General features: G+C 60.9%; 14 protein-coding genes. 11 read left to right on the forward strand and 3 right to left on the reverse strand.

Annotation, left to right across the window (positions count from 1 at the left end; genetic code table 11):
* Nucleotides 1–9: 9 nt before the first annotated feature.
* The 8 genes from B5F39_RS09810 to B5F39_RS09845 all read left to right on the forward strand — a co-directional run bounded on the left by B5F39_RS09810 (nucleotide 10) and on the right by B5F39_RS09845 (nucleotide 8446).
* Nucleotides 10–2199, forward strand: coding sequence for a BspA family leucine-rich repeat surface protein (locus B5F39_RS09810; protein ID WP_087366727.1), 2190 nt, complete (start codon nucleotides 10–12; stop codon nucleotides 2197–2199).
* A gap of 163 nt (nucleotides 2200–2362) precedes the next feature.
* Nucleotides 2363–3370, forward strand: a complete 1008-nt coding sequence (locus tag B5F39_RS09815; RefSeq protein ID WP_087366729.1) for a hypothetical protein — start codon at nucleotides 2363–2365, stop codon at nucleotides 3368–3370.
* A 12-nt stretch (nucleotides 3371–3382) separates the two neighbouring features.
* Complete coding sequence (locus B5F39_RS09820) at nucleotides 3383–4270, forward strand: DMT family transporter (protein ID WP_087366731.1); 888 nt, start codon at nucleotides 3383–3385, stop codon at nucleotides 4268–4270.
* 53 nt (nucleotides 4271–4323) lie between these two features.
* The gene (locus tag B5F39_RS09825) at nucleotides 4324–5079 is read left to right on the forward strand and encodes a LemA family protein (protein WP_204245097.1); all 756 of its coding nucleotides are present in this window, start codon (nucleotides 4324–4326) and stop codon (nucleotides 5077–5079) included.
* Nucleotides 5072–6022 carry a DUF3137 domain-containing protein gene (locus B5F39_RS09830; protein WP_087366734.1) on the forward strand — a complete coding sequence of 317 codons (951 nt, stop codon included), beginning with the start codon at nucleotides 5072–5074 and terminating at the stop codon, nucleotides 6020–6022. Before B5F39_RS09825 ends, B5F39_RS09830 begins: the two co-directional genes overlap by 8 nt.
* Before the next feature lie 414 nt (nucleotides 6023–6436).
* On the forward strand, nucleotides 6437–7291 hold the full coding sequence (locus tag B5F39_RS09835; RefSeq protein ID WP_204245098.1) for a lytic transglycosylase domain-containing protein: 855 nt from the start codon (nucleotides 6437–6439) through the stop codon (nucleotides 7289–7291).
* Nucleotides 7292–7418: 127 nt separating this feature from the next.
* Entirely contained in the window at nucleotides 7419–8141 is a 723-nt protein-coding gene (locus tag B5F39_RS09840) for an AzlC family ABC transporter permease (RefSeq protein ID WP_087366740.1), read from the forward strand.
* Nucleotides 8138–8446 carry an AzlD domain-containing protein gene (locus tag B5F39_RS09845; protein WP_087366743.1) on the forward strand — a complete coding sequence of 103 codons (309 nt, stop codon included), beginning with the start codon at nucleotides 8138–8140 and terminating at the stop codon, nucleotides 8444–8446. The genes B5F39_RS09840 and B5F39_RS09845 overlap by 4 nt, the downstream gene beginning before the upstream one ends.
* Here B5F39_RS09845 and eamB read toward each other — a convergent pair.
* Nucleotides 8443–9027 carry a cysteine/O-acetylserine transporter gene (gene eamB, locus B5F39_RS09850; protein WP_087366745.1) on the reverse strand — a complete coding sequence of 195 codons (585 nt, stop codon included), beginning with the start codon at nucleotides 9025–9027 and terminating at the stop codon, nucleotides 8443–8445. The two genes, B5F39_RS09845 and eamB, sit on opposite strands and share 4 nt — an antisense overlap.
* 192 nt (nucleotides 9028–9219) lie before the next feature.
* On the opposite strand from eamB, the gene B5F39_RS09855 reads away from it, so the two are divergent.
* Nucleotides 9220–10047: a NifB/NifX family molybdenum-iron cluster-binding protein gene (locus B5F39_RS09855; protein WP_087366748.1), complete on the forward strand. Its 828-nt coding sequence runs from the start codon at nucleotides 9220–9222 to the stop codon at nucleotides 10045–10047.
* 383 nt (nucleotides 10048–10430) lie between these two features.
* On the opposite strand, the gene pepF is transcribed toward B5F39_RS09855, so the two are convergent.
* A complete protein-coding gene (pepF, locus tag B5F39_RS09860) occupies nucleotides 10431–12266 on the reverse strand; it encodes an oligoendopeptidase F (RefSeq protein WP_087366751.1) in 1836 nt (611 codons plus the stop codon).
* A 140-nt stretch (nucleotides 12267–12406) separates the two neighbouring features.
* Between pepF and B5F39_RS09865 the strand changes: the two genes are divergently transcribed.
* Both B5F39_RS09865 and B5F39_RS09870 read left to right on the forward strand, forming a co-directional pair.
* Nucleotides 12407–13585 carry a MalY/PatB family protein gene (locus tag B5F39_RS09865; protein WP_087367067.1) on the forward strand — a complete coding sequence of 393 codons (1179 nt, stop codon included), beginning with the start codon at nucleotides 12407–12409 and terminating at the stop codon, nucleotides 13583–13585.
* A 12-nt stretch (nucleotides 13586–13597) separates the two neighbouring features.
* Nucleotides 13598–14377, forward strand: coding sequence for a fumarylacetoacetate hydrolase family protein (locus tag B5F39_RS09870; protein ID WP_087366754.1), 780 nt, complete (start codon nucleotides 13598–13600; stop codon nucleotides 14375–14377).
* A gap of 96 nt (nucleotides 14378–14473) precedes the next feature.
* On the opposite strand, the gene B5F39_RS09875 is transcribed toward B5F39_RS09870, so the two are convergent.
* Complete coding sequence (locus B5F39_RS09875) at nucleotides 14474–15166, reverse strand: GntR family transcriptional regulator (RefSeq protein WP_158096016.1); 693 nt, start codon at nucleotides 15164–15166, stop codon at nucleotides 14474–14476.
* Nucleotides 15167–15297: the final 131 nt, after the last annotated feature.

Genomic DNA, 15297 nt, shown 5'->3' on the forward strand with positions numbered 1-15297 from the left:
CTCGAAAAAATGGGCAAACTGTACAAACCCGGCTGCTGGCGGGAGCTGTGGAAGCTGACGGAGGATGAGAGCGTCTGCCTCGGAGACATCGACACCTCTCTGATAACGAGGATGGATATGCTGTTCCGTTTTTCAAAGCGCAGAAACTTCGACGGGCTTGAAACGTGGAACACCTCGAACGTGACCACGATGAAGGGAATGTTCTGCTGCGCGAAATATTTCAATCACCCTATAGAATGCTGGGACGTATCGAAGGTCAGGGACATGTCGCATATGTTCAGCGAGGCTTCCGCCTTCAACCAGCCGCTCGATGGCTGGGACGTGTCGAACGTCAGGAACATGGAATCCATGTTTGCATGGGCGCGCTGCTTCAACCGGCCGCTCGAAGGCTGGAACGTGTCGAACGCAGAGAATATGCGCTGCATGTTTTATTACGCGAAGAGCTTCAACCGGCCCCTCAACTCATGGAACGTCTCAAAGGTTCGGGACATTTCGTGTATGTTCTGCGGCGCGCAGTCGTTCGACCAGCCTCTCGACGAATGGGACACGTCGAGCGTCACGGACATGGGAATGACCTTCAGCATGTGCCCTGAGTTCGATCAGAATATCGATTCATGGGACACGTCGAAGGTCGAGGACATGTCCGGTATGTTCACGAATGCGGTTCGCTTCAATCAGCCGCTCAATTCGTGGCGGACCGGCGGCGTCAGGGACATGAGCGGTATGTTTAGGGGGGCGTCGAGCTTCGACCAGCCGCTCGACAACTGGGACGTGAGCCGCGTCGAAACGGCGGAAAAGATGTTCAACGACGCGGCGAGTTTCAGCCGGCCGCTCGATATGTGGCAAATTCCGAGATTCTGCAACGTCAACGATATGTTTACCGACGCGCTGCGCTTCACCGACGTCAAAACTTTGGCGCTTAACTTCTTCCTGACCAACAAAAAGAGATACCGCGAGTACTTGAAGGAAGTCCTCGGCAGATTCGACGCCGCGCGGGTGTACGCCGAGCTCTCGCGTTATGACTGCAAGCACACGGCGGAATACCGGCGCGAGCTCGAAGCGGCTCATCCGGAACTGCGCGGCTCCGTTCGCGCCGCCGCGGCGACGGGAAAGCACAGGCCCCGCACCAAACGCGAGCTGATAGAGCTGCTGGACAGGGACGCCAAAGCGCCGCTCGGCGGCATCGACACCTCTCTGATAACGGACATGGAGGGGCTGTTCCGCAAGTCGAAGCGTAAAAACTTCGACGGGATAGAGCTGTGGGATACTTCGAACGTGGTCACGATGAAGAATATGTTCGCCGGAGCGAAGTTCTTCAACCACGACATAAGCGGGTGGAACGTCTCGCGCGTCGAAAACATGAGCAATATGTTCCACTGCGCTTTTCACTTCAATCAGCCGCTCGACGGCTGGGACGTCTCGAACGTCGCGGATATGGAAGGAATGTTCTGCGGCTGCCGTAACTTCAACCGTCCTCTGGGAAGCTGGAACGTCTCAAAGGTGCGCAGTATGCGGTTCATGTTCCTGTGGGCATGCAGCTTCAATCAGGATATAAGCTCGTGGGACACATCAGGCGTGAAGGATATGTGCGGCATGTTCGACGCGGCAAAGAGCTTCAACCGGCCGCTCGAAGCGTGGAACGTCTCCGGCGTCACGGATATGAGCAGGATGTTCCATCAGGCGGACGCGTTCAATCAGCCGCTTGCGTCGTGGGACGTCTCAAATGTGAGGGACATGAGCGATATGTTCCACTACGCTTTGAGCTTCAACCAGCCGCTGAACTCGTGGAACGTCTCGAACGTCGAAAACATGGCGCTGATGTTCGACGGGGCGGAGCGCTTCAACCAGCCGCTCGGCCGCTGGGACGTTTCCAAGGTCATGGATATGGACTATATGTTCTGCGAAGCGGCGTCGTTCCGGCAGCCGCTGACGGCGTGGCGGCTGCGTGATCAGTCTCCGAGGCATATATTCCTCAGGTCGCCGCGCTACCGCGATATGGAGTCGCGCGTGATGTGCCTCGCCGCGCTCGACCGGAACAGCAGGGAATACGACCTTCAGGAGATGATAAAAATATTCGGGGCCAGGGCCGTCTGTGAAGCTCTGCTGCAATACGGCGCGAAATACGGCGCCGCGGAGTGCGTCGAATACGTAAAATCGCATTACGCGGACGAACTGAAAGCGCAGCGCCTGCGCGCCTGAGTTCTTCGTCGCCCGCCGCCACGCGCGCGGCGGTATTTTCGCGCGGCGGCTGTGAGAAACTTTCACAGCCGCTGTTAATTTCTCTCTCTTTTCCGGCGCGCCCGCGCGTCTTATCATTTATATAGAAAATGAAACTTATATCAAAAGCAAAGGAGTGTGCGGCGTGATTGACAACGCGATGCTGATAACTCTTTTCGACAGGCTTTATCCGTGCTGGGACAAAGAGATGCTCGAAGCCGAGGGTGCGGACATGGAGGCGGTCGCGCGGCTCGCGGGCGAGGGGCTGCTCGACGCGCGCGGCGGCGTCTATTCGCTGACGGAGGCGGGCGCGGAGGAATTCCGCCGCGCGGCGCTCGAGAACTTCCTCGACGAGAAGCCGGGCAAAGCTCCGGCTGACCGCGCGAGGTCGGTGCGCGCCGCGAAATTTCTGAGAAAGCTCGACGCGGCGCACGCGCAGCGCTGGGGCATAAAGCAGTACTATACTTCGCCGGCGCTCGAAATGTTCCCGAAAGTCGCGGACGATGAGCTCTTCCGCATCGACGGGGACGTTTTGTCGTGGCCTTACATGGAGGGCGCGGCTGAGACGGAGATGGAGGAAGCCTTCGTACCCGGCGGCCTGCGCGGAAGGCGCGAGCGGCTCGCCGCCGCGTGCGAAAAGGCATCGGCGTGGATGGAGGCCAACCGCGCGCTGATAGACATATATTCGCCCGACGTTTTTTACGTCTGCCGCTACGACCACGGCTGCTACGACCATTTCAGGCCGCACCCGAACGACCCGATGAGGCTCGTGAACACAGACCGCTTCTCATTCGTCTTCGACGGCGGAAGCGAGGCGGACGAGCTGCGCGAAATCGGGAAATTCCGCCGCTGGGTCATGCTGACGCGTCGCGTCGTGCTGGCCGACTATTTCGACATAGACGAGCAGGAGCAGGACAGCGTGAGCGTGCTGTACCTCGTCTCGAAAAAGGAATCCGAGGCCGTGGAACGCGCGGAGAAGCTGGCGCGCTTCGGCGAGGCGCTCACGGCGTGGGCGGAGCCCTTCGAGATATGGACGCTATCGGAAGAGGCTCTCTTTTCCGTGAAGGACAGGCGCGAGGTGATATGGGAGCTGCTTCCGTATATCGCGCGTCCCGTGCGCCGCATGGAGGCCTGCGGCTGCTGCCGCTGCTAGAGGGGCCGGCTCATGGGCGGTTTCTCAAAAAACGCGATGAAGGGGACGCTCTGCGTCCTCGGCGCCGGTATGTGCTGGGGCACCACTGGGACGATACAGGCCTTCGCGCCCGAGGGGGCCTCGTCTCTCACGGTCGGCGCGGCGCGCGTGTTCTTTTCCGGAATCGTGCTGATGGCCTTCATGCTCGCTAAAGATGGGCGGAAGCTCTTCTCCGGCGGCTGGAACGTGCGCGGCGTGCTTCTCGCGGCGGCCGGGCTCGCGGCTTATCAGCTCACGTTCTTCACCGCCGTGCGCATGACCGGCGTCGCGGTCGGTACGATGGTGGCGATAGGCGCGGCCCCGCCCGTCGCGGGGATATGCGGACGGCTCTTCTTCGGTGAAAGGCTCTCCGCGCGCTGGTATGCGGCGACCGTCCTCGCGGTCGCGGGCTGCGTCATGCTCGTCCTCGGCGGAAACGGCGGCGGCGCGCTCAAGGTCAGCGCCTTCGGGGTGTTCCTCGCCTTCTGCGCCGCGCTCTCCTACGCGCTCGAGGGCGTAGGCCTGCGCATGATAGAAAAAGGCCCCTACGAGACGATAGCGGTAGTCAGCATCGTCAGCGGCCTGATGGCGCTGCCGTGGCTGCTCGCGGGCGACGTCTCATGGATGTTCGAGCCGCGCGGCGCGGCCTGCATGGCGCTCCTGACCTTTCTCAGCACAGTAATCCCCTACACGCTCTTCACGATAGGCGTTCAGAGCATCAAGCTCGGCGTAGTGTACACGCTCGGCCTCGCGGAGCCTCTGACGGCGTGGTTCCTCTCGACGGTGCTGCTCGGCGAACGTCTCTCCCCGCTCGGTATGACCGGCGTCGCGGTGCTCTTCGCGGGGATACTTCTGCTCGCGCTTTCCAAGAAGGACGGATGAGCGGCGCTGTCGTATAATTGACGAAGCCGCGGTCGCGGCGGGGAGGTTTCGACATGCAGATACAGATGATAGCGGGAGGCGCGGCGCTCGCCGCCGTCGTGGGCTACATAGCGATGTACAACAGGCTGCGCCGCCTGTCCGTAAAGGTCGAGGAAGGAAGCTCGGGCATCGACGTTGCGCTCGAAAAACGCTACGACCTTCTCTCGGAAGAGATAGAGGCCGTCAAGAAATTCCTCAGACACGAATACGAGACGTACACGGCGGTCACGGCGCTGCGCGGCGGCACGGAGCTCGAGGAAAAGACTTTCGAGGAGCGCCGGGCGCTCTCGCGCGAGGCGGTCGAGGCGATAGACGGCGAGATACGCGCGCAGTCGGAAAAGATGGCTCAGATCAAAAAACAGCTCGACGTCCGCCGCGAGAGAAGAAGGCGCGGCGGCGGCAAAGCGGAGGCGAAGCGGGAGCTCGAGGCCGGGGCCGAAAAGCTGCGCGAGGCCGCGGGACAGAAGATCGGGCTGCTCGCCTCGATACAGCAGGGGCTCGGCGGAGTCGGCGCGGCGGTGGACGCGCTTGCCGAACAGTACCCCGTGCTTTACTCGTCGGCTTCGATGGGGCATTTCCAGAGCTCGATACGCGACGCTGAGGAACACCTTCAGGCCGCGCGCCGTCTCTACAACGCCAACGTATCGCTCTACAACCAGACGATACAGTCCTTCCCGTGGCTCGTCGTCGCGCGGCTGCACGGTATGGAGAAGGCCGAATTTTACGAAGCGGACGACAAGAAAAGAGAGTTCAAGGTAAATTTTGACTGACGCGGAAAGCGCGCGCGGCGCGGAGATAACGGTCGAAGAGCTTGAAAAAATGCGCGAGTCTGCGAAGCGGCGGCTCTGCGCCGTATTCGCCGCGGGCGCTGCGGCCTTCCCCCTCTTCGCGTGGCTCGTCTACAGCGGCAGGGACTCCGGCGAGGGAGCGCTCAAGACGCTCCTGACGACGGCCGGCGCGGCTGCGGCGCTCTCCGGCTGTGCGGCGGGCGCGCTGTGGTACGTGATAGGCAGGCGCGCTTACGACCGCTTTGTGGAAAGCTTCAAATCTAAATACGTCCTCGGCGTCGTCGGCGCGATGGACGGCTTCTCCGGCCTCGAATACGACAGCCGTTCCGGCTTCACGTGGGACGAGCTGCGCGGCGCTGCTGTCGTGGACTGCGGGCAGGAAAAATATTTCAAGAGCGAGGACCGGCTCACGGGGTTTTACAACGGCGCGCGCTTCCGCATAAGCGACGTTACCGCGCGCAAAATGACGCGGCGCGGCAAAAAGAACGAGCTCGTAGAGGTCTTCGGCGGGCAGCTCCTATGCTTCAGCCGCACAGGCGGCAAGGAGAGCGCCGGGCTCGTGCAGGTGTTCCGGAAAGAATTCTTCCGCGACATGGGCGGCCCGCGCGCTGAGCACAGGATACGCACGGAGAACGCGCGCTTCAACGACGAATTCAACATCTACGCCGACGACGAGCACAACGCCTACTACATACTCACGCCGCCTATGATGGAAAAAATATCGTTCTTCGCGGAGTCGGCCGGCGGGCAGGTTTCGCTCTCGTTCTCAGGCGAGACGCTCTACGTGGCTGTGCGCCGCCGCGGAATGTTCTCGCCCGTCATAGACGTTCCGGTGGAACGGCAGGCCGCGGAAATCCGCGGCGACGTCGCGATAATAGCGAAAGCCGGAGACGTCTTCCTCGGAGTGCCGGAGCGGGACGCATAACCGAGCGCGCGGCGGCTCGTAAGTTATAAAAATTTTTTTGCACATTGGTAATTTTGCCTATTTTTTTAGGTCTTTTACCTTACGCCCAAACGTGAACAAAACGTAAGAGCGCGCCGGAAAACATTTCCGCGCCTTCCGAAACGCGCGCCCCTCCGGACATTTTTAATGTAAAACATTCTTAAACGACTGTAAATTCCGCGATAAATAAGGCCGCCTGCGCGCCGTGCCTTGATAAACACGGCCTTTGCCGCGCGCGGCTTGACTTCTCGGCGCTTGACGTTATCATAAAAACGCGTTTAGAGTGACGGCGACGGACGCAGCCGCGAAAATATATAAAAATGCGGAGATTATTTGTTTTTGAGGAACGCTCCTCGCCGTGTTCGAACTCTCAAGGAGGTAAATATGCGGAAACTAATGAGAAAGCGGCATTTCCACCTGCCGCGGATCGCAGCGATGTTCCTGCTCGCCCTTTCCGTCGTCCTTCATCCGGACGCTGGCATGGGAAGCACGGAACGGCAGCCGAAAACACATACCACCCTCTCGGACGAAACTGTGATAAAACCGGCGGAAAAGCCCGCCGAAGCGCAGACGGCTGCCGACAAGATACGGAGCGAGATACTCCGCATCGCGCAGGACAACGCCGCGGTACAGGCGAAAGCCGAAAAAAGACGCGAAGAGGCGAAAGCGGCGCGGTACGATCAGTCCATATACGGGGCGCTCAAACACCAGGGGCTGACGGAGGAACATATCGCGAAATGGCGTCACAAGCACCCGCTCAGCACGCTCAACAGGCTGGACAAGCTCCCGCCGGCAAAACAGCGCAGCGTGGCGGACACAGCTACGTTTATAAGAAAAGTCAACCCCAATATACCGCACGAGACGGCGTGGCGCGAAGCCTGCGCTCTCGTGTTCTACAGCGTGAAATACGGCGTGCCCGCAAACCTAGCGGTCGGCATAGCGAAAGCCGAAAGCCACTTCAACCCGAACGCGAAAAGCAGCGCGGGGGCGCTCGGCGTCATGCAGGTGATGTGGAAGGTACACAACGGGATGCTGCGCGCCAAAGGCATAGCCCCGACGCGCGACCACATGTTCGACCCCGAGCGCGGGGTCGAGGCGGGGGTGCTGATACTCTCGCGCTATATCTCGGCCTACGGCACGGTGCAGAAGGCGCTCAACAGATATTACGGAGGCATATCGAACAGCTATTTGAAGAAAGTCAACAAAAACATGGCGCAGCTTAAAAGCCACTCGGAAGCCATGGGATACTAGGAAAACGCAAACACTCTGACGTAACCGGAAGGCGTCGCCGCCTTCCGGTTTTTTTGCGCCGGATCGTTGGCGCGCGGGCCGCGCGGCTATATAATCGTCGCATGAAGGGCGGACGGAGGGATTGCGTATGACCGGCGGAAGCGCGGCGTCCGAGTTTCTTTGCGGCGCGCGTAAGAGCCTGCCCGTAATAACGGGCATGATACCGAGCGCGGCGGCTTTCGGCATACTCGCTGAGACGGCGGGCTTCTCCGTGTGGGAAAGCCTGCTGATGTCGATGACCGTCTTCGCCGGGGCCAGCCAGTTCGCGGCGCTCAACCTGCTCGCGGCCGGAGCGCCGGCCGCGGACATAGTGCTCGCCACGGCGCTGCTTAACGCGCGCCACATAATGATGGGCCCGTCGCTCTCGCGGCGTATTGAAGGCGGCGGAAGGCCGCTCTTTCGGGCCGCCCTCTTCTTCTTCCTAACAGACGAAAGTTTCAGCGTCGCGTCGCTGCAGGGCGTCGGCCCGGTAAGCGTTCCGTTCCTCTGGGGGCTTCAGACGCCGATATACTTTACGTGGAACGCCCTTACCGTGTTCGGATGGCTCGGGACCTCGGCCCTTCCTCCCGCTCTTAGATCGAGCATGGGGATAGCGATATACGCGCTCTTCATCGCGCTCATAATACCGTCCGCGCGCAAAAGCCGCGCCGCGCTCGCCGTCACGCTGGCGGCGATGGCGCTCTCGTCTCTTTTCAAATTCGCGCCGGTCCTCTCGGAGCTCAACAAAGGCGTTGCGATAATGATTTCCGCGGGAGGCGCGGCGCTCTTCGGCGCGCTGCTGTTCCCGCCGCGCGGGGAGGAAGCCGCGTGAGGCCCGAACTCGTATATCTTTTCATAATGATGATGCTCGCGACCGCGCCGTCGCGCGTGCTGCCGCCCTTCCTGCTCGCCGGGAGGAAGCTGCCGCCGCTGCTCTCCGCCGTGCTCGGCTACATGCCGTTCGCGGTCATAGGCTCGATAACCTTCCCCGACTGCCTTTTCGCGACCGGGAACTTTTACAGCTCCGCAGCCGGAACGATAGCCGCCTTCGCCGCGGGCTGGTACAGCGGCAGCGTCGTCACCGTCATGGCGGCCTCCATCGCCTCGGCCTTCCTTATAGCGCAGATCGGATTTTAGAAGAGGATTCCCGCGGCGCAGTAGACGAGAAGCAGCGCCATGACCGCGTTGAAAAGCCTGCCGCGGCGGCGCAGCGCGCGCTCGAAAAACACTCCGAAGAGCGCCCACGTCCAGTTCGCCGCGGAGCCTATCACGGCAAGCAGCAGCGCGAATGCCGCGACGGCTGCGTTCGAATCGAAGGCCGGCATGACGAACGAAGTCAGAGCCGTCACGCCGTACAGCATTATCTTCACGTTTACGAATTCGAGCGCGAATCCGGCCCAGAAACTGCAGTCCGCCTCCACGCCGCCCGACTCTCCGGAAGAGCGCCACGTCCGCCAAGCGAGCCAGAGGATATAGGCGGCGCCGCCCCAGCGCATGAACGGCATTATGCGCGGCACGAGCGAGGCGAGCGCGACGGAGAAAAGCGCGCAGAGCAGCATGACGATCACAAAGCCGGCGAAGACCCCTACGAGCACGCGCCACGCGCGCGCTATGCCGTAGCGCCCAGCCGCGGACATTGAAAGGATGTTGTTCGGCCCCGGCGTGAACGCCGAGGCGAATACGTAAAGCGCGAAGCCGGCAAAATTGAACTCTTCCATCACGCACGCTCCAAAGTTTTTTCATATTCTACCACCGCGCCTCGCCGCCGCAGCCCTGCGCGGAGGCGGAAAAAAGCCGCGCGCGCGCCGAAACACGGAGCCCTGTGCGGATTACGGGATTTTACGAAGCCGCCGTGTTTTGCTTGACATGTGTGCATATGCACATTATTATAAGCGCGAGAAGACGGAGGGATGAAATTGCCCGGAGTGACGAAATGCCGCCGCGTCTGCTGCGACACGCGCGCGCGGCGGTTTTTGACGGAAGGCGCGGCCGGCTTCGTGACGCTCACGGTCGAAGAGCTCGAAAGTCTAAGGCTCTGCGACCTGGAAGGCGCCGACCAGAGCGCCGCGGCGCAGTCGATGGGCGTGTCGCGCGGCACGCTCCAGCGCATCGTCTATTCGGCGCGGCGCAAGGTCGCGGACGCGCTTTGCTCCGGAAAGGCCATCCACATCGGCGGAGGCAATTTCAGCGCCGCCGTGCGGAAATGCGGGCGCGCGGGATGTTCGCGATGCCGCTTCGCGCGCGGCGAAGGCTGCGGGAATTCTGATAAAGAGACGAATTCGGAAACGGAGGACGAAGCCATGATGAAAGACGGAATAATAGCGGTAACCATGGAAGACGGACAGATTTTCCAGCATTTCGGACACACCAGATTTTTCGAGCTGTACGAGATAAAGGACGGCGCGGTCGCGTCTCACAGGACGCTCGACGCCGAGGGCAGCGGGCATTCGGCGCTCGGCGGACTTCTGCGCGAAAACGGCGTGAATCTGCTCATCTGCGGCGGCATAGGCGGAGGCGCGAAAAACGTCCTAGCGGCTGCCGGCATCGAACTGATATCGGGCGTCAGCGGCCCGGTGGACGAGGCCGTTAAACTCTATCTCGAAGGGAAACTTCACGACGACCCGTCCGCGGAATGCACGCACCATCACGGCCACGAAGGGCACGAATGCGGCGGGAGCGGCGGAGCTCCGCAGGGAGAATGCCGCGGCTGCGGCCACGGAAGCCACGGCTGCGAATAAGCGGGATTTTACGGCGCGGAGCAAGTCTTCGCGCCTTTTCTGTTATGCCGCCTGACGAACGAAAACGACGGCGCGCCGCCGGTCAGCCGCGCTGGGCCTCGCGTGCCTGGCGTTGGAGGCTGCGCCGGTGCGCGCTCCGCGTTTCGCCCGGCGCGTGAAATTTGCGGAACGCCGGCCTTGAACACGGATGCCGAACGAAGCGGCATGGCTGCAGAGAAATGGACGGAACCCCGCACGCCCCGCCCCGTCTGGCACGGAAGATCTGCACGGCTGCGTGTTTATTTGTAACAGTATGACGGTTTGCGCTGAGGTGTGAAAAAGCCGCCGCCTTCGGGGAACCGGGGCGGCGGCTTTGCGTTTTTGATTTACGCTCGGACTTTCTGCTATTTCGCCAGCTCTTCCATTTCGTCGAGCGTTTCGGAGAACTGCTTTATCACGGCCTCGACGGGCTGCGGCGTGCTCATGTCAACGCCCGCGCCCTTGAGCAGCTCGATGGGGTAGTCGGAGCCGCCTTTGGTGAGGAAGCTCAGGTATCTGCGCGTCGCGGGCCCGCCCTGCTCGAGTATCGCGGAAGCGAGCGCCGTTGCGGCGGAGTAGCCGGTCGCGTACTGGTAGACGTAGAATGGCGTGTAGAAGTGCGGGATGCGCGCCCATTCCATTTTGAGCGGCTCGTCTATCGTTATCCCCTCGCCGTAGTATTTCCTGTTGAGCTCGTACCATAGCTGTTTGAGCCCGTCGGGGGTCGTGTCTCCGCCCTCCGCCGCGCGCTTGTGTACCTCGCGCTCGAAGGAGGCGAACATAGTCTGGCGATAGACTGTGGTGCGGATGTTCTCGAGGCGGCGGTTGAGCAGGTAGAGCCGCTTTTTCCTGTCGTCCGTCTCGGCGAGCAGGCCGGAGAGGAATAGCACTTCGTTGGTCGTCGAGGCCACCTCGGCGGTGAATATGCAGTAGTCGGCCGTCGCGTAGGGCTGATTCTTCCGCGAGTACCAGCTGTGCATGGAGTGCCCCATTTCGTGGACGAGCGTCAGGACGTCGTTGAGGTTGTTCGTGTAGTTCATGAAGATGTACGGATGCGTGCCGTAGGTGCCCCACGAGTAGGCCCCGCTGCGCTTGCCCTTGTTCGGGAAGACGTCGGCCCAGCCTCCCTCGACGCCGGCCTTTATCTGCTCGAGGTATTGTCCGCCGAGCGGCGCGAGATAGCGGTACATCATCTCTTTCGCGTCGCTCCACGCTATTTCTTTGTACGGGTCTTCGACGAGCGGGACGTAGAGGTCGTACATGTGCAGCTCTTTGACGCCGAGCATTTTGCGGCGGAGCTTCATGTAGCGGTACATCGGCGCCAGGTTGTCCTCGATGGCGGAGACGAGGCTGTCGTAGACGGATACGGGGATGTTGTCCGCGTCGAGCGCCTCCTCGAGCGGCGAGCCGTAGCGGCGGCATTCGGCGTAGAACTTCGCCGATTTGAGCATCCCGTCGAAGGTCGCGCCGATCGTGTTCTTCATCTTGGAGTAAGGCTCGTAGAGCGAGGCGAAGGCCGCCCTGCGCACGGAGCGCTTCGGCGAACGCAGGTAGGCGACGGCGCGCTCTTCGGACATCTCGACTTTCTTGCCTTCCTCGTCGCGTATCGGCGGGAATTCCATGTCGGCGTTGGTGAGCATCGAGAATGCGTTGTCCGCCGTCTGAGCCATGTCGCCGGAGCGCGCGAGTATCAGCTCCTCGGCCTCGGAGAGCACGTGCGCCTTGCGGCGGAGCAGCTCGCGCAGCGGGAAGGCGTATTCAGCGAGACAGGGGGCCGCGGCGAATTCCCTCAGCCTTTCCTCAGGCATCGAGAGTATCTCCGGCGTGACGTAGCTCACGGCGGCGGAGAATTCGACGGCGAGCGCCGAGACGCGGTTCGCCGGCCCCTGGTTGGATGAGTCGCCGGTGTCCTCGTGGCTCTTCATGTTCGCGTAGACGTAGAGCTTGCCGAGCTCTATCGACAGCTCGTCTCGCAGTTTGAAAAATTCGAGCATTTTTTCCGGCGACTGCGCCAGTGTACCCCTGTAGGCCGCGAGCTCCGGCAGGCGCGATTTTATCTCCGCGAACGATTTTTCCCAATCCTCGCGCGTAGCGCAGATGTCTTCGAGCTTCCACCTGTATTCCGCGGGCACCGCGGAGCGCTCGGGCAGCGACGAACCGCGCCCGAGTTCGAGTTCCTTCTTCTTTATATCGGACTTCATGCTATTCCTCCATTCGACATTGTTCAAGCGCATATTTTTTTATATTCTACATCTATTTTATACTTGCGCGCGCGGGCGCGAAAGCGGAAAATATAAAATTGAATAAATACGGCTTCGGCCGCGAAACGGAGGGCTTTTTTATGACGTACGATTTCGACAGATATATGGAGCGCCGCGGCACTGACTGTGAAAAATGGGACGGCATGGCTGAGGATTTCGGAACCAACGACCTTCTCGCTATGTGGGTCGCCGACATGGATTTTCCCGCCGCGCCGGAGATTCTCGACGCGATACGCGCGAAGCTTGATCAGGGCGCCCTCGGCTATCCGATAATCCCCGATTCGCTGCGCGACGCCGTGCGCAAGTGGGAGAAGGACCACTACGGCTGGGAGTTCGGGCGCGAGGCGGTAAGCTGGGCCTGCGGCGTAGTGGCGGGGCTCTCCTTCGCGACGATGGGGCTGACGAAGCCCGGCGACCAGATGATAATCCAGACGCCCGTCTACATGCCTTTCTACCGCACCGTGCGCGAGGCCGGACGCATAATCGTCGAGAACCCGCTCGTCTACAGGAACGGGCGCTATGAGATGAACCTCGAGGAACTCGAGAGCCTCGTCACTCCGACCTGCCGCACGCTTATCCTTTGCAGCCCGCACAACCCCGTCTCGCGCGTCTGGAGCCGCGAGGAGCTCGAAGCCCTCGCCGACGTCGTGCGCCGCAAAGACATGATAGTCATCGCCGACGAAATCCATCAGGACCTCGTCTACAGCGACGCGAAGCACACATGCCTCGGCTCTCTGCCCGGAATGGACAAGCACGTGCTGACCTTCATCGCTCCGAGCAAGACCTTCAACATCGCCGGCATGAAGGCCTCCGTCGCGATAATCCCCGACGAGCGCCTGCGCGGCGTCTACGTCTCCGTGCTCGAGCGCTTCCACCTCAATTCGCTGAACATCCTCGGCATCGCCGCGATGGAAGCCGCCTACGGAAAGTGCGGCGAGTGGCACAGGCAGCTCATGGCCTACCTGGAGGGCAACCGCGACTTCACGGAACAGTTCGTCAGGGAGCGTATGCCGAAGGCGCACATGGATCACCCCGAGGGGACGTACATCTTCTGGATAGACTTCCGCGGCTACGGTTTCAACGACGAAACTCTGACCGAGTTCCTCGTCAAAGAGGCGAAGGTCGCGCTCGACCCCGGCAAGTGGTTCGGAGCTGCCGGCGACGGCTTCGCGCGCATCAACATCGGAACGACGCGCGCGCAGCTTAAGGAAGGGCTGGAACGCATAGCGGCGGCCCTCGAGAAAAGAGAAGGCAAGTAAGGCGGCGCGGCGATGAGAAAAGAAACCCCGCTTCTTTACTGCCGTTTCACGATGGACGGGCGCGCCTACAGCGGGCAGCTCCGCGGCGGCTCGGTGGACATAGTGGAGGGCGACCCGTTCTCAGGCATAACCTCGCAGATACGTCTCAGCTATCCAGTCGAGCGGATAAAATTCCTGCCGCCTTTCATGCCTAAAAAAATCTGGTGCGTCGGACGCAACTACGTCGGCCACGTCAAGGAGCTCGACCACGACATCCCGGAAGAGCCGCTGATATTCCTCAAAGCGACCTCCGCCGTCACCGGAGCGCACGACTTCATCCGTATCCCGAAATGGGCCGGCCCGATACACTACGAGGGCGAACTCGCCGTCGTAATAGGCAAAGGCGGCAAAAATATCCCGGAAGAAGAAGTTTACGACCACGTCCTCGGCTACACGATAATGAACGACGTAACGGCCCGCGCGCTCCAAAACAAGGACGGACAGTGGACGCGCGCCAAAAGCTTCGACACATTTGCGCCGCTCGGCCCCGCGATACTCGTCACGAAAGAGCTGCCGCAGGAGACGCGCGTCGTGACCCGCGTCAACGGCCGAGTCGTCCAGGACGGCGCGATAGAGCAGATGATATTCCCGATACCGCGCATAATCTCGCACATCAGCCGCTTCGCGACGCTCGAGGAAGGCGACGTGATATCGACCGGCACGCCGCAGGGCGTCGGCGAAATAGTCCCCGGCGACCTTGTCGAAGTCGAGATAGAACCGATAGGAAAACTCCGCAACATCTGCGGCGAATGACGCGAAGCGGCGCGGCCGCGGAAATTTTATAAGAAAAGACAAAAAAGCGGCGCTCCGTAAAAAGAGCGCCGCTTCCCGTATTCTTTCGGCTTTCGTTCAATTTTGCGGATCTTTCCTCTGACGCCAGAGCTTGAGGTACATCTCCATCGAGTCGCGCAGATGCACCGACGTCGCGCGCGCCGCGCCCTCGTAGTCCTTCTCCGCGACGAGGCGCAGTATCTCCTCGTGCTCGCGCAGCGCCTGCGCCGTGCGCGACGGCTCCTTGAACGACGTAAAGCGGAAAGTGCGCAGATATTTATGCGTGTTCTTGATCTGCTCCTTGAGGCGCGGCATGCCGCAGCAGTCGTAAAGCCTGTCGTTGAACCTGCCGGTCCACTTGCAGACCTCGTCGCGGTCGCCGGCGAGACGCGCGTCCTCGGCCCTTCGGCAGTAGCACTCAAGCTCGTGGATTTCATCTTTCGTTATCTTGTCGATGACGATCTTTATCGCGCAGACCTCGAGCGCCTCGCGTATCGTGTAATACTCGCGGATGTCCTCCTCCGTATATTCTGCGACGATGAGCCCCTTGCGCGGCACCGAATTGATCAGCCCCTCGCTCTCGAGCATGCGCAGCGCCTCGCGCACAGGCATACGGCTCACGCCGAGCTGCGACGCTATCTCAGTTTCTATAAGGCGCGTGCCGCTCGGTATCTCTCCGTCGAGAATCTGCTTGCGCAGCAGATTCGCGACCTCGGCGCGAAGCGTGCTGTTATGGGCTAAATCCAGCCCGGTCTCCAATTTTATAGCCACAGTGCGCCACTCCCAACTCTTTCTCATGCTGATCCGGTCACTAGAATAACATAAAAATTAAAATAAGCGCTCGGCATAAACCAAGAAACTTTTTTGCACGTATTGACTTTTCGCCTCGCAGTACTATTATA

Origin of the sequence: Cloacibacillus sp. An23, assembly GCF_002159945.1 — a bacterium.
Lineage (GTDB): Bacteria > Synergistota > Synergistia > Synergistales > Synergistaceae > Caccocola.

What these genes read in the sequence shown, in the direction of transcription:
- B5F39_RS09810 (WP_087366727.1), top strand. Translation starts at nt 10, where the DNA reads ATGGGCAAACTGTACAAACCCGGCTGCTGGCGGGAGCTGTGGAAGCTG.
- B5F39_RS09820 (WP_087366731.1), top strand. Translation starts at nt 3,383, where the DNA reads ATGGGCGGTTTCTCAAAAAACGCGATGAAGGGGACGCTCTGCGTCCTC.
- B5F39_RS09825 (WP_204245097.1), top strand. Translation starts at nt 4,324, where the DNA reads ATGCAGATACAGATGATAGCGGGAGGCGCGGCGCTCGCCGCCGTCGTG.
- B5F39_RS09835 (WP_204245098.1), top strand. Translation starts at nt 6,437, where the DNA reads ATGAGAAAGCGGCATTTCCACCTGCCGCGGATCGCAGCGATGTTCCTG.
- B5F39_RS09840 (WP_087366740.1), top strand. Translation starts at nt 7,419, where the DNA reads ATGACCGGCGGAAGCGCGGCGTCCGAGTTTCTTTGCGGCGCGCGTAAG.
- eamB (WP_087366745.1), bottom strand. Translation starts at nt 9,027, where the DNA reads ATGGAAGAGTTCAATTTTGCCGGCTTCGCGCTTTACGTATTCGCCTCG.
- B5F39_RS09855 (WP_087366748.1), top strand. Translation starts at nt 9,220, where the DNA reads ATGAAATTGCCCGGAGTGACGAAATGCCGCCGCGTCTGCTGCGACACG.
- pepF (WP_087366751.1), bottom strand. Translation starts at nt 12,266, where the DNA reads ATGAAGTCCGATATAAAGAAGAAGGAACTCGAACTCGGGCGCGGTTCG.
- B5F39_RS09865 (WP_087367067.1), top strand. Translation starts at nt 12,407, where the DNA reads ATGACGTACGATTTCGACAGATATATGGAGCGCCGCGGCACTGACTGT.
- B5F39_RS09870 (WP_087366754.1), top strand. Translation starts at nt 13,598, where the DNA reads ATGAGAAAAGAAACCCCGCTTCTTTACTGCCGTTTCACGATGGACGGG.